Here is a 14,259-nt window from a genome sequence, read left to right on the forward strand (position 1 = left end):
CCTTTCCATCACTATATGAAGCGGCTGGTGAATAGATAACAAAGCCAGGCAAAAATTTGAGTTATGTAAAGAAGGTTGAACTAACTTTCCATCATGTTACAAAGGAATCTTTCTGATATCCTTCCATCCGTATACACGTTCAAGCAGCTGTTTACCGCCGATTTCAGCTTGCACAGTGTCCAGCAGTGAGGCTCCAAGTGATTCATAAAAGTATCTGGAAGGATTGTCCTCAAGAACCACGACTATCATGCTCAAAATATTCTTTTGAATCAGGTCATTGACGACCGGTTGAAGGAGTAATTTCCCCAAACCCTTTCTCTGATAATCTTTTAAAATATAAATGGCATATAATTCCCCTTGAAACTCAGGGTAATTTCCGGTTCGTTCTGATCCCCCGCTCGAAAAGCCAACAATGGTGCCTTTTTCTTCGGCCACATAAACGGTGCCTTTATTTAGTATCGCCTTCCATTTTTCATCTCGGCTTTTAAGGGTCATGCTGTCCAAATATTTATCAGGTACAATCCCCTGATAGGTTGACTTCCAGGTATCCACCTGAACTTTTGCTATCCCTAAAGAATCTTCAGGCGTCGCTTTTCTGACAAGCATATTTTATCCCTCCTTATTAAGAACACACCTAAACTGGATGAGTCCCTAGGATTTTAGGTTTTCCAATGCCTGTCTAACGCTTTGAAAATAGTTGATGTTCATCGTGTCAACTCCAATGGCCACAGCTGTTTTCGCTAAATTCGGTGAAATACCGGTCGAGATAACCTTGATACCCAGGAGTCGAAGCATACTGCCGGCACTATCAAGGCTTCTTACGGCCAGTTCATCTATATTACATACACCTGAAAAATCGACTATCAGATAATTAATTTTAAGGTCATTCACTTTGGGCAAGACCGTTTCTATCAAATGATTTGTCCTGTGTTCATCAATATTGCCAACAAGAGGAATGACTGCCATATCCTTCGTCAAAGGGACGATAGGAAATGATATATGGTCAATTTCATCTATGAATTCTTCTTTCAATCGGGTGTTATATTCTTCAAAAGCGACGACTGTTTCTTTGAGACTTACATCCAGCATGCAATTGATTTTTTTTAACACAGAGGTGTATTCTTCCCTTGATAATTCAAACCGATTGCTCCATTCAGCAACCAGATCAGTAAACACTTCCCTTGTAGGCGGGTAGCGGACAATGATGTCTGAAATATTCCCATTGGCCGACACTAGTTCAAAAGCATTCTGCTTACTCCAATCAATCAGTTCTGAGGGCAGGCCTTTCTCCTCCGTTTCCACAGACATACTCAGGAAATTTACAAGTGCTTCATACATGGTGACTGCCCGTTCGACTTCCTCTTGGGGTATAGTCAAATTCATCTTATGGAGGACGGATTCCACAATTGTGTTAGCGAGTTGATTCTCGTTGGTTCTTAAATATGCAGCAAGATTACTAATTGTTGGTTTCAATGTGAGCTGCTCCCTTGTTTTTAATTGATTAATGTATTTGTTTAAATAATTGTTGACTGTGAGGTGCCGAAACGTTTCCTTGCTTAACGTCTTCAGGAATTATTTCTACTTTACCGGCATTCTTCAGTTTATATAGATTATTTTAATACATTCTCCAGAGGAATGAAAAGATTCTTTTATACCCATACACAGACAAATGGACCCTAGCAGCGAATTCGGAATATGCCTAGTGTTTTATCACATAAATGAATTGCAATATGTGGTGAAGCCGGAAAGACCGCATCCATTGTTTGCGAAAAAGCTCCAGGAGATCATCCGGGGCCAGTTTGGGGAGATATCGGTTGCTATGCAATATCTCCTTCAAGGCTGGAATGTGAGAGGAAACGGTAAGTATAAAGAATTATGAATGGATACAGGGGCTGAAGAGCTGGTTCACATTGATAGGCTGCCCACCATGATAGCCAGGCTGTTGGACGGAGCGCCTGTCGGGGACCTGGAAGTGGCTGCGCAGGATACTGTCGTCGGTGCCATCCTCGGCGGAATGAATCCCCAGCATGCCATTGTTTCTGGATTAGGTGCCCTGCCTGTTGACAGTATGGGAAACAGATGGACAGCGAGCTATATCGGGGCGAGCGGCAACCTGCTGGCTGATTTCCGGACAAACCTGAATGCAGAATCACAGGGGCGTCTTCAAGCGGTGGGCTGCCTTGGCTGATTTCCCGAGATACCAAGCACCAAAATCAGTGGATTGCAGCTATTAAGGAATTAGAAGAGAAAGAAAACGTCGTCGTGCCAAGCACTTTTCTGAAAGGACTTCAAAATCAAGAGGTCTCTTATACGCTCTTCAATCCTTCGAGAGGAAACAAAAGTGCCGCGGGCAGTTGGACTAACGGACCAAGCATGGACGACCTTGGAACATTCAATTATGTGGAGAATCCGGCTCTGCTGCCTGCCTTGCCTTATATCCATGATACGCTGCCTTCAGTGCTGAAAAGCGATATGGTTCCGTCTAGTATGTGTTAAACTAACCCGTCTTAAAAGGTCCTGGGTAACAGGCCTTTTTGTTTTGATTTTCGGATATTACGCAGCCCGAAGAATAAACTGAAACAGAAAGGCCCCTGCCCTTACACGATCGACTCATTCACATATACTATTTTAGCCCCTTATAAAGGAGGTGGAAATACATGAGTGAAAGAGGATATGGAGCAGGCTTTGCTCTGATTGTTGTATTGTTTATCCTTTTAATCATCGTTGGTGCTGCCTACGTTGGCGGTGGATATTAATACTGCGTTGGTTTTATTACAATAAACCAGCAGCAAAAGGAGCAGGACATACTGCTCCTTCATACATGCGAATAGATTCTTATGTTTGTCCGTTAATCAAGATAATGAAACTTTGGATGCGGGTGTGAGAGAAAATCATGGTGAGAAATGGTCCAACCATAGGCACCGGCCAGATGAAACATCACTATGTCTCCCACTTTCAATTCATCTACATATTGCTTCCTGACTAGGAGATCATTGGGGGTACAAAGCTCCCCGGCGATTGTAACTGTCTCTTCTTTTACACCTGGTCTCGGCAGGCCTTCTTCCCGCCACTCCGAGACCTGTAATACAGAGAATGGATGGCTCATCTTCCATGCTGCCGGGAGCCTTAAATGGTGTGTCCCTCCCCTTACGAGCGCAAACCATTCATCATAATTCTTTTTAAGGTCTATGACTTCTGTTATATAGAAACCACAGTGAGCTGTCATATAGCGGCCAAGTTCCATGATTAATTCTAATTGATTAGCTTCGAATTCATCTTGCATACGATGAAGCCCTTTACTGAAGTTGTCCCAATCGAAGGACTGAGAAGGATTTTCATAGTTCACTCCGATGCCACCCCCGACATCTACTACATTTATATCAAGAGAGAACATTTGCTTCCATTCAATACTTTTTTCCAAACAGCTATTTACAAAAAACAAGTGTTCTGCGGCATTCAGGTTGTTACTCATGGCATGAAAGTGGAATCCCCTCACCTTAATGTAAGGGAATGATGCCAACTTTTCTAGAAGATCAGGTATCCTCTTCTCTTCTATGCCAAACTGGGTCGGAACTCCAGACATTTTATGAGAACTGTTACTGACATTCTGCTGGGAGTTGACCCGTATCAATACGGGAAGCGCCTTGTCCGCTTTTTCGCCCATGCGATTAAGGCGATGTAAGTCCCGCTCACTTTCAATGTTCATCAAGTGAAGGCTTCCGTCCGCCAGATATTTCATTTCTCTGTCCTTCTTTGCAGGAGCAGCAAAGATGATGGGGAGGTTGGATAGCCCTTTAACTTTCAAGATTTCGCCTTCCGATGCGGTGTCATATCCGTCTACGACTTCAGAAAGCGTTTCTATTATTCTTTTATCCGGATTGGCTTTCACAGCATAGTATAAGGAACAATAAGGGGGAAGCGAATCTCTCAGTCTTTTAGCATGCTCTTTTAATCTTTTTAAATCATAAATATAGGCACATAAAGGTTCTTCGTTTCTAGTTTGTATCAGCCCTTTTAGATAATTGTTTACTCTAACTATATTCATTAAGCTACTCCTTCCAAAGTTTGCGGTTACTTCTCACGATCAAGATGGTTAACAGCAGGGTTCCTGCTCCCATAAAGATCCCTGCACTGTAGGCACCAAAAGAGTTTGCCACGAATCCAGCCAGGATGGCACCAAGTGGAATAAAGCCTCTGTCCATCAATGCGATGCTAAGGACTCTTCCCCTAAACTCCTCAGCCACTTTCATCTGTACCATGATCCTGCTTAAGGTTCGGTAAAATTGGCTGACAAACCCCGCCAGAAACATAAAAAGAAAGGCCATTATGAAGTGAGCACTGAAGACAGTAAACAAGAGCAAACTTCCTCCGAATCCAAGCGAAGACAGAATCAGCCATTTCCCTCCTTCCCTCGGCTGCTTCCATGTTAAAACGGCTGTTGAAATGATCGCACCGACAGACGAGACTGAGAGAAGCAAGCCAAAGCCGTCAGGGCCTATATCCATCAGGTCACCTGCCAGCACGGGAAGCATCGTTGTATATGGGAACCCAAATATCATTGGGGCAATGGCGAGCAGAAGGATCGAAACTAGGATGGGTTCGCTTTTCATATAAACCAATGTTTCTTTCACCGTTTTTTTCTGACTGAGTTTCTTCTCTTTATCTGCTTTACGAGCATCAGCCATCCCCCATAATGTGAGGAATCCAATCAATGGTCCGATGGAAACGAATATCAGGATATACCCAGCTGGAAAATATGTAAGCAGTAAACCGGCAGCAGCCGGTCCGATCATCCTGGCTATATTGATGATCGTGGTTTGGAGGGTAACCGCGCTTCCCAACATGTCTAAAGGGACAATATCAGAAAGATACGCATTCCGGATGGGAACTTCAAAACTCATGAATATTGATCTCAAGGTAATGATGGTCATCAAAGTTAAAATAGAATTACCCTCAGAGATGACTAATGCAATGATTAAAGCCGTTATAAAAAGTCCTGTATGGATTAGCTGAAGTGATTTTTTTCGATCAAATCTGTCCGCGATTGACCCGGCGAAAAGTGAGAAGAAAAATACCGGCAATAACCTGCATGCGTTCAGGAGTCCCAACGCCAGCGCGGATTGCGTCCACTCATAAACAATCCAATTTAAAATTGTCAGGTCCATCCAGTCAGACGTCCTGACGAAGAAGTTTCCGTAAAGAAACCGTCGATAAGTCCTCGATTTAAACGCGAAGGATCCGCCAACCGTTTCAGTGGTCGTATTAGTCATCTTTTTTTGCCAGCGGATTTGTCACCGAACTATACAAATATCCGTCTGAATCACTCATTCTCATTTTAGTTAAAGCTTTATGCCTCATTTTCTGCTTGTAAAAGAAGCTTCGATCCTCTTCTACATTTTGGTTGGCTGAAGAGGACAAGGAATGGAAAACTTTTTCCATTGCAGTTTTGACTTCCCTCCAGAACAGACTCTCATTTAATCCGGAACATTCAACCAGCTGCCGGATAATTTCCCCAAGATGACTCTGAATGATTGTATAGTGGGCCTTAGAATACATTTCATCTCGATCACTCGTTTGGATCAAGCTTCCTGGTAGAAAATCCGGTTTAAGGCCCTGTGCTTCAAGCCTTTTCGTATAAATCCTCGCACCGCCCCAATCACGGAAATAAAACTTGACCGGTCTTCCGTTTTTAAACACTGGGACACTGTTTTGTAAATGCCCTTCGAGAGCAACACCATATTTCGTCATAAGGGTAAGAAATCCCGGCAACGTTATGGACAAGTATTCCTTAAAGAAGGAAATGGCGCCTTCCCTTTTAGATAAGTTATAAAAGCTTACATATTCATCCAGAAGTTCTCCCAGTATCGTTTTGTTTGTCAGCGGGGACTCGTTGTACAAACTGCTGCCGGCAATCGGGATTTCGTCTTCTTCAAGATCATTCTCACGGTTTTCCCGAATAACCACTGTCAGATTTCTTGATTTCCCAGTATCGTTAGATTCAAATGCATAACCGGCCGTTTCGTTTAACGGGATAAATTGCTTCAAGTTGGGTTCTTTCTTAAGGATTTTATCCATCAATTCACTGAACACCGTTGAGTTCAGAGCGGTGTTTTTTGAGATGGAACGAACCGTTGATGTCATCTGACTATTGACTGCAAGTTTGATAAATTGGCACTTCCCCTCTACTGGCACCACTGTTCTAAATGATGAGGTAGCGGTACCTTGAGCAGTTATCGAAGGAAGCGGGATGATGATATTACGTGCGATTTCTTCTTTATAAATTAAATCCATTGAATGACGATATTGCCATTCATGAACAGGAAGAAGCTGATAGCATGCTGGATCCAATCTTTTTTGAGTCATGACTTGCTGAAATTTTATATACTGTTGATCAAATAATGCCTCTATGGTCCCTTGAGTCCTTTCTCTTGTTTGAAGATAATCCCGATGGACCGCCACAAAGGATATTGGAAATTCTCCATGAAATTCAGGTGAATACCGGCAAACATCTTCTGCTGTCATCCCTGTTTTCGTTTTTGTTCCGGGATGAAGATGATGGCCTTCCAGCGACATCTGTTCGTAAAACAGCAATGAACTCCAGTCTGGATCCGCCAGCTTTTTCGTCCTGTTGTATTGCAATGTGTTTTTAGCTCCCAGATTTCCAGCTTCCTGCACCAATTGTTCCGCCCACTCATGGTGATGTTTATAGGCCATGGTCAAATTGTCTGTTCCGTTATCAAGTTCCTTCATTAATGAATCACTTTTTCTTTCTAACCCGATTAATTGCAGCAATTCGCTTCCTGTTTCAACCCTGAAGAAAGAATTTGGTTTGACCTGCAAGATGTCACCTTCTATGGTCAACCTTCGAAATGCAAATTCATTTTTGATGGGAAACAAGAGGATATATCCTTCAAAGAGTTTCATGCGATAAGTCAAATGGTCTTTCAATTCCAATGCTTCGAGCTGGTGAAGAAACGGTTCCCATTCCTTATAAACCTTCAGCAGACTTGTAACATAAACGGAACCGATCTTTTTCAATTCTACCGAGTCCGAATATAGGTTTTCTATGTCTTCACGAAGAAGAGAAGCAGCAAGTTTTTGTAAAATATGCTGCCGTCCTTTCTCTATATATCCGTGATAAGAGTCTTTCAGTCGGCAACCCATCTTGGAATCCATCAATTCAGGATCAAAATGGTTTTTTCCATCTGAAAAAACGTTTTTGGAGTTCAAGTTGACTTTCATTGAATGCTTCCTCCCTTTTTCAGTGGATGTATAGGGTTGGCTGCCTTGACGTACATATTTTCAGTGTATGAATCAGACAGCCTCATTTTTATCAAAGCCTTAAGATAAGTATGATCAGCGAAAATATGGTCTTCCAGCTCTGCAATTCTTTCCTGAAGCCCCTCTTCTTCACTTATTTCCTTTATTAAAGAAAGGACTGTTTCACCAACTTTGTGCCATAGGACTCTTTCATTTGTTTTTGTTTCCCTTACAAGCTTGACTATCAATTCACCCAAATGGTTATGAATGACCGCATGGGAAAACATTTGATAGAGATCGGCACTATTAGACGTTAATAAATTTGTTGAATTATTGATGGAACTGACATCCATCCATTCTGCCGCTCGCTGCCTATGAATGCGTATGCCGCCATTATCACGGACCATCAGTTTAACCGGCAGCCCGTCTTGAAACACAATGATGGCATTCTGAAGATGAGCTTCCATACTGATCCCATACTTGATCATCAACTGAAGCAGGCCGCGCAACAGCACTTTTGCATATTGTTCAATGAATTGAGCTGTTCCAACTTCTATGGATAAATCATGAGTTTCAGAGAAGGTTTTAATTAGCTTCTCTAAGACGGTTTCATTATAATGTGAAATTCTATTAATCAATGAAGCAGCCGGAAATGCTAGTTCCTCTTCCCCTAAATACGATTCAGGATTTTCCCTTATAATGCAGGATAAGTTTTTTTCCAAATCGATTTCATCATTCTGGGCTTGGCTGACATAATGGCTCCCCGCCATTTCAGATAAGAAAAAGGTTTTTCCGTTGATAAAAGAATCCTGTTTTTCTATGTTTTTTAATACCTTTGAAAGTAAAGGGCCATTTTGGACTGATGCCGGTGATACAATCCTCTTTGCACTGGTCATCTGGATATTGACTGCTGTTTTGATATGGTTCTGGTACCTCCCTTTAAATGGAGCCATGGAACGGAAAGACATCATAGGCATGACCTTAATTACCCTGTCTAAGACGATGATTTTTCCTGCAGCCAAATCACTTGCCAAGTACTTCTTGATTGTGTGCTCGAACTGCCAGGGATGAACAGGTAGAAGTTCATGGGAATGACGATCGAAGGTGGTTTCTTTCATCAATTCTGGATAATCCAGCAGTAAAAGGTCTGTCAATGTTTGTTCCTTCACGCTTGACATCTTAACGCTGTCTTTATGTATTGCTAGTACCATAAGTTCGACTATCGTATTCCATTCCGGTGCATACTTCATATTTTCTTCTATTGATAACCCCATTCTTGTCTTTGAACAAGGATGCAGCGTATGTCCCTCGATTACCGATTGTTCCAGAAGAGCAAGAGGACTGAAGTCTGGGTCCCTTCTTTTCATTTCAAGGAGTGTTTGAAATATCCCATCTTCATGATGAGAAAGGACTTTCTTTCTCAATCCAGCCGATAAGGCAAGTGCATCATTTCTAACACTGTTCTTTATTTCTTTAGCCAAGTTAAGGATCTCGGCTGTTTCTTGGAATAGTGAATGAAGGAATTGAACAGGATGAGTGACCTCCTCTTTTTGTCCCTCTTTTATATGTAAAATATGAGAAATCTCTAAATGGCCCAGCAAATACTTTTTGTCTATATAAACGTGAACGGATGACTGTCCGTTAAACGTCGACAGGACATACATTCCACTTGATTCATCTTTTGGGATCCATTCTGAATCTGCTGCTCGCTCACGGATGACCGCTTGAACCAGTTTGTGAAGGATTCTTTTCTCTGAAATAGGGAGATATTCTTTATAAAAGTCTAAATTATTTATCTCTGAACGTTGTGCAGACATTCTTTTCCCTCCTCACGATTAGTTGAATGAGAATCATTTTCAATACCTTAGAATCTTAAATGAAAATGATTATCAATGTCAATGATATGACTGAAATTAAGGAAAAAAGTCCCTGTTAAAAATGAAGATTCTATATTCATATGAAATTAAATCACTAAAAAGACCCCCTTTTGGAGGTCCCTTAATTGATTAATTATGTATAGATATAAACCGTTCGAGTCCTTTGAATGTGTGATGACCGCTGTACCATTCCGTTCCATCATAAGCAAAGGCGAATACCTCGGCGACTGGTTCCTCTGAGTAGAATACTGCCTGATAGAATGTCGGTCCAGACACTTGAGGCTTGTATGGGTTGGAATGTACCTGGCCTTTCCGTAAAACGTCCAGAAATTGATAAATCCTTTGTTCGTCTAAAAGAGTGTTCTCTAATATCGGGGAATTGGAAACTTTATAGATTTCTATTTTCTTAATGTTTTGATTAGCGATATTGTCGAAGTCCATATCATCTGGATTCTTAAAAACCTCTTGATAAATTTTGAACCCAGTGGGTGAATCTGCGGACTCGGCCGCAATGAACTGCTGTAAACCTCGTATTTGATAAAAATGAGTACCTTCGGGGAGAAAAGACGCATCGCCATCCCTTAGTTGATAGGCAGGATCGCCTGATGCTTTTTCAAATACGTTTGCCTTCACTTCCCCAATCTTTTCTCCAATATCCGCCGGGTCAGAAACAATTCCAGGATAGGAGTAGTATTGTTTTCCCCTTAACTGAACTACATCTGTTTCAAGGACTTCATGGAAAACCGTTTCAGTAGGCTCCTCTTTCACCGGCGGAATTTCCTCAGCCTTTTCGCTGTACAATATATAAAAAACGCTGGCTGATGCTAGCAATATCGCTATGACCCAAAGAATTTTCATTCCCACCCTCATGACTTGCCAAGTGCAACGTTCATTTTTCGCAGTTTCCAAAATGCATACGCAAGATACAGTCCAGCCAGCGGCAAAGCAGCTTGTAGGGTATAAGGTTGAATCGTATCAAAAGCCAACCCGCCAACCATGAGCACTGAAGCATAAAGCAGTGTCCAAACAATCTTTGATAACAGGATGTGCTGCCGATCTATTCCCTTTTTAAACCTCTCTCCTGCCACAGCAGAAAAGATAAAGCCGAAAATCATTAAGATGAAAAAAACTGGAGACAAAGAATTCGGCAGCGGCAATTGCTGTCCAAATGTGTAATACATGAGCGAAAAGAAAAAGATCAGCAGATGAAGGTTGTATTTCAATATAGGTGTCATGGTCTACCTCCTTTGGTGATTGGACGAGTCACAAGGACAATTAGTTTCAGGTAAAACCATTGCCCCTGTCTTCCTTCGAGCCGGTAAGTGAATGCTGCCTACCCGAAGAATAAGTCCAATATATTGGAAGCAGACGAAGCATTCTTATTATAGAACTCTGAGTAACCGCAATTTTGACAGTACACAACGACGAATTTATTATGCTGGATATCAAACATTTTCGATAATCCCGTTCCCGTCATGGCCACTTCCTTTGTTGCCGCATTGGTACTGCCGCATTTTATACACCCCTGATTTGCCATCGTATTCCCTCCCTTTTCTTCTATACTATGTATTAACGAAAATGAGTGAAAAAAGTTTCAACATTTTGAAACATTTACCCTCCATCCGTCGTTACATATATAACTCGTTTAAGGATGACTACAGTTGCAATGGCAGAAAGCAGCCGTTCAATGAATCAGGAAAAATTGTCCATATATATATTTCTTGGTGTACAATATAGAAAAAAGTATAATGATTGATTGCTTCATTATATAGATTGAGAGTGAAGTTTTTGAAACAGAGTCGTATTCATTATAGCTGGGTGATCCTTTTTATCACGTTCTTTTCGATTATCGTGGCTGGGATTGTCCGGTCCTCTTCAGGAGTGTTCATAGATCCTTTTGAAAAAGAGTTTGGCTGGGACCGGTCCGTCATATCCCTTGCTTTTGCAGTCGGTCTATTCTTATATGGAATTTCCGGACCGTTTATGGCTGCTTTGATTGAAGTCCTTGGACTGAGAAAAGTTATGCTCCTTTCCATGGCTACTTTGCTGACGGGGACAATGCTTACATATATTATGCAAAATTCCTGGCAGCTCGTGATCATCTGGGGCGTCATCATTGGTCTTGGATCCGGTGTGTTTTTGACCGTATTAAGCCCTTATATTGCGAACAAGTGGTTTGTAAAACGAAGAGGGCTTGCGCTTGGAACCCTGACCGCCAGCACTGCAACAGGCCAATTGATTCTACTGCCTGTCCTCGCCATCCTTATCAATCAATCGTCATGGCGCTGGGCAATTGCCTTAATTATGACTCTCAGTGCTATTATGCTCATCATCATTCTACTGTTCATGAAGAATTCCCCGCGGGATGCCGGGGTCCTTCCTTATGGGCTTGAAAAAGAAGATGAAGGACCGAGAAGTGATCAAGGAAAAAATCCGATCACGATTGCCTTCAAAGGATTAATTCAAGCTGTAAAAGCAAAGGAATTCTGGCTTCTTGCAGGCAGCTTCTTTATTTGCGGGCTCTCCACAACCGGATTGATTGGTACTCATTTTGTTTCCTACTGTATCAGCTATGGAATTCCCCTTGTGACAGCCGCCACACTGCTTTCCTTCATGGGGGTCTTTGATTTGATCGGAACAACACTTTCCGGCTGGCTATCAGATCGTTTTGACAACAGATGGCTGCTCTTTTGGTACTACAGCTTAAGAGGGGCCTCCCTCCTGCTTCTTCCTTTGGCTTTATCGGAAGGTTCTTATGTGTTGCTCATCATCTTTTCTGTTTTTTACGGACTGGATTGGATTGCAACCGTCCCTCCAACGGTCGGTATTTCGAGGCAGGTGTTTGGAGTTGAGAAAAGCGGGATTGTATATGGATGGATTTTTGCTTCGCATCAGGCAGGTGCAGCAGTAGCGGCTTATGGAGGAGGCTTGATCTTTAAACTGTTCGATTCTTACACCTGGGCCTTTATCCTGGCAGGTCTCTTTTGCGGAATGGCCAGTTTATTTGTGATCATTATAAAGAAACCCATTTCACGGGAGATGGGTGTAGATAAACCTTTAGAAGTTTAGCTGGGTGTGAGTGCTTGGTTTCCACTTCAGTCATAACTTAGGACGGTGTACGGTAAGCCGCCTTCGGTTCGCCTGTATGAAAGTGAAAGCGCCCTGTTCAGCCCCGACAAGCATAGGTTCCGAAGAGAAAAAGATGGTTTTTCATTTTATTCCCTTCGGATGATCTTTTGACACCGAGGACTTTCCGCTGGTACTAGGCATTCCGTTAATCCCCCAAGAGATTTCTGTTAAAGAAAAACATCCGATTCCTTATAGACTAAATCAATCCTATAGGTGGGATTGGGTGTAACACAATATTTATTGTTAATTAAGTCCCTTTTTCACTTCATAAATACACTAATTCCTCATAAAAACCCTTCTTACATTATTTAGCTCCGACACATTCCCAAATCGCATGGCTTTTTAAAGAAAAAATTCCTTTTTCATTAATTTTGCTGAAATTCAACATGGCTTGAGCCAATATGTGCGTCGGCATAGGTTTATATGAACGGAAAATTCCAATCTTATTAAAATACTTCAAGACTTTCATTCCCACAATTTCACCTGTTCTATCACTATCTTTCCGTAGCAATCCTGGCGGGTTAAAGATTACTAACTTTGAAAAACTCAATGCTTTTACAGCTTCTTCTAACTGCCCCTTCATTCGTAAATAAAAGGAGCGTGAAGCAGCGGAAGCCAACCCGGAAGATACCAGCACGATTTGGTTTACATTGTTTTCTTTTGCGGCTTTAGCAAACTGGTATTGATAATCATAATCTACTCTCCATTGAGCTTCTTTGCTTCCCGCATCTTTAAGGGTTGTTCCCAAACAAGAAAAAAGAACATCCCCCTTAACCAAATGCTTCCACTGTTCTGGGTTATCAAAGTCAATAACGTGTACCCTTAATTTATCATGTTCGAAATCAACCTTCCGTCTTACAAATATGTCTACCTGATGAAAATAATGATCTTTAAGCAATAAATCCAGCAGGTCTTTACCTGTGGCTCCTGTCGCTCCGATTAATAGTGCATGCATTTTCTTCTCTCCTTAAAATATGGCTATTGATAACTGAAATAAATCCTGGGCTGGAATAGAGTTATCTTTTACTCTCCTATTTTAATACTGGACAAGACCCTCATAAATAAGAAATTCCTTTCGAACGTTGTAACGAAAGGATTGGTGAGACATCATGAATACCTTCATAAAGAAAATGACTCAGGAAGATATTGATCTTCTGTTAAATCATGCAGAAAGAGACAGTTTTAACGATATTACTTGGAAAGTCGTTACCGAAGAAGAAATCGATCACCTTTTAAAGACCCCTTAATTTTGAAATAAAGGGGTCTTTTCTTATTTTACAAGAACTTTCTAACCTTTTTACTTCTTCTTCTCCTTCTCCACTTCTTCCAGGTACACCCCCGTCGATTTAGACCAGTAACCTATGGCTAACCAGGATAAAATAGTAAGAATCGGAACGGCAAAAGCAACAAAGATCTTAATGGTTATCCTCTCCTTTTCCTCTTAGTGAAAGTTGAACGATATCATCGATGACCTGTTCGGCTCCTTGAGGATGCCTGATGACAAAAAGCTGGTCAGCTTCTTTATCACCCGGCTTCCCTACACATTCTTTATTCTGTTTTTCCAGAACTTCTGCAAATGTAGAGGCACTTCTGAATATATTGATACTCCGCTTGCTCTCAGCTATTCTTTTCCGTAGAATCTCATCAGGGATTTCAAAGTGTACCAGGATGGTCTGAAATCCCTTATCTCGAAAGTACTTTAGTACTTTTTTCCGTCCCTCTTGATGCCGGTTTGAATTGCAAAGGATAATATGGGAATCAGTTTCGTCGGCGGCAAAATCGAGAATGGTCTGCGAGACGGCATATTTCAGTGTGTTCGGGCCATTAACCGGCAGCATGTTTTTATAAAATGTATTAAGAAATGCAGCGTGATTATCCTGATCGATAACCACTGAACCATGAAGTTTTTCTTCCAGCTGTCCAGCAAACGTCGTTTTACCGCTGTGAGTTTTTCCTATTGTAATGATCGCCAGTCTGCTCATCTCCTCACCTC

14 protein-coding genes and 1 pseudogene are annotated in these 14,259 nt (G+C 41.7%); 4 read left to right on the plus strand and 11 right to left on the minus strand.

Features of this window, described 5'->3' with window-relative positions; translation table 11 throughout:
• Positions 1-96: 96 nt before the first annotated feature.
• Complete coding sequence (locus V1502_RS10190; protein WP_409254236.1) at positions 97-606, minus strand: GNAT family N-acetyltransferase; 510 nt, start codon at positions 604-606, stop codon at positions 97-99.
• A gap of 45 nt (positions 607-651) precedes the next feature.
• Positions 652-1,473, minus strand: a complete 822-nt coding sequence (locus V1502_RS10195) for an STAS domain-containing protein (protein ID WP_409254237.1) — start codon at positions 1,471-1,473, stop codon at positions 652-654.
• A 229-nt stretch (positions 1,474-1,702) separates the two neighbouring features.
• Here V1502_RS10195 and V1502_RS10200 point away from each other — a divergent pair.
• Positions 1,703-2,496, plus strand: a pseudogene (locus V1502_RS10200) (manganese catalase family protein).
• Positions 2,497-2,657: 161 nt separating this feature from the next.
• Complete coding sequence (locus tag V1502_RS10205; protein ID WP_006835429.1) at positions 2,658-2,756, plus strand: YjcZ family sporulation protein; 99 nt, start codon at positions 2,658-2,660, stop codon at positions 2,754-2,756.
• 92 nt (positions 2,757-2,848) lie between these two features.
• Here the strand turns inward: V1502_RS10205 and V1502_RS10210 are convergent, their stop codons facing one another.
• From V1502_RS10210 to V1502_RS10240, 7 genes are all read right to left on the minus strand, one after another.
• The gene (locus V1502_RS10210; RefSeq protein WP_409254238.1) at positions 2,849-4,045 is read right to left on the minus strand and encodes a type III PLP-dependent enzyme; all 1,197 of its coding nucleotides are present in this window, start codon (positions 4,043-4,045) and stop codon (positions 2,849-2,851) included.
• Between the two features lie 4 nt (positions 4,046-4,049).
• On the minus strand, positions 4,050-5,270 hold the full coding sequence (locus V1502_RS10215; protein ID WP_409254239.1) for an MFS transporter: 1,221 nt from the start codon (positions 5,268-5,270) through the stop codon (positions 4,050-4,052).
• Positions 5,263-7,242 carry an IucA/IucC family protein gene (locus V1502_RS10220; RefSeq protein WP_409254240.1) on the minus strand — a complete coding sequence of 660 codons (1,980 nt, stop codon included), beginning with the start codon at positions 7,240-7,242 and terminating at the stop codon, positions 5,263-5,265. The genes V1502_RS10215 and V1502_RS10220 overlap by 8 nt, the downstream gene beginning before the upstream one ends.
• Positions 7,239-9,077 carry an IucA/IucC family protein gene (locus tag V1502_RS10225; RefSeq protein WP_409254241.1) on the minus strand — a complete coding sequence of 613 codons (1,839 nt, stop codon included), beginning with the start codon at positions 9,075-9,077 and terminating at the stop codon, positions 7,239-7,241. The genes V1502_RS10220 and V1502_RS10225 overlap by 4 nt, the downstream gene beginning before the upstream one ends.
• A gap of 189 nt (positions 9,078-9,266) precedes the next feature.
• Positions 9,267-9,995, minus strand: a complete 729-nt coding sequence (locus tag V1502_RS10230) for a hypothetical protein (RefSeq protein ID WP_409254242.1) — start codon at positions 9,993-9,995, stop codon at positions 9,267-9,269.
• A gap of 8 nt (positions 9,996-10,003) precedes the next feature.
• A complete protein-coding gene (locus V1502_RS10235; protein ID WP_409254243.1) occupies positions 10,004-10,372 on the minus strand; it encodes a hypothetical protein in 369 nt (122 codons plus the stop codon).
• Between the two features lie 98 nt (positions 10,373-10,470).
• Positions 10,471-10,674 (minus strand): zinc ribbon domain-containing protein, encoded by a 204-nt coding sequence (locus V1502_RS10240; protein WP_409254244.1) that lies wholly within the window; start codon positions 10,672-10,674, stop codon positions 10,471-10,473.
• A 251-nt stretch (positions 10,675-10,925) separates the two neighbouring features.
• Between V1502_RS10240 and V1502_RS10245 the strand changes: the two genes are divergently transcribed.
• Positions 10,926-12,206 (plus strand): MFS transporter, encoded by a 1,281-nt coding sequence (locus V1502_RS10245; protein ID WP_409254245.1) that lies wholly within the window; start codon positions 10,926-10,928, stop codon positions 12,204-12,206.
• Between the two features lie 364 nt (positions 12,207-12,570).
• Here the strand turns inward: V1502_RS10245 and V1502_RS10250 are convergent, their stop codons facing one another.
• Positions 12,571-13,221 (minus strand): NAD(P)H-binding protein, encoded by a 651-nt coding sequence (locus V1502_RS10250; protein WP_409254246.1) that lies wholly within the window; start codon positions 13,219-13,221, stop codon positions 12,571-12,573.
• Positions 13,222-13,375: 154 nt separating this feature from the next.
• On the opposite strand from V1502_RS10250, the gene V1502_RS10255 reads away from it, so the two are divergent.
• Complete coding sequence (locus V1502_RS10255) at positions 13,376-13,513, plus strand: hypothetical protein (RefSeq protein WP_409254247.1); 138 nt, start codon at positions 13,376-13,378, stop codon at positions 13,511-13,513.
• 168 nt (positions 13,514-13,681) lie between these two features.
• Here V1502_RS10255 and V1502_RS10260 read toward each other — a convergent pair whose 3' ends face one another.
• Positions 13,682-14,248: an ATP-binding protein gene (locus V1502_RS10260; RefSeq protein ID WP_409254248.1), complete on the minus strand. Its 567-nt coding sequence runs from the start codon at positions 14,246-14,248 to the stop codon at positions 13,682-13,684.
• Positions 14,249-14,259 lie beyond the last annotated feature (11 nt).

Origin of the sequence: Rossellomorea sedimentorum, assembly GCF_046237645.1 — a bacterium.
GTDB classification, from domain to species: Bacteria; Bacillota; Bacilli; order Bacillales; family Bacillaceae_B; genus Rossellomorea; species Rossellomorea sedimentorum.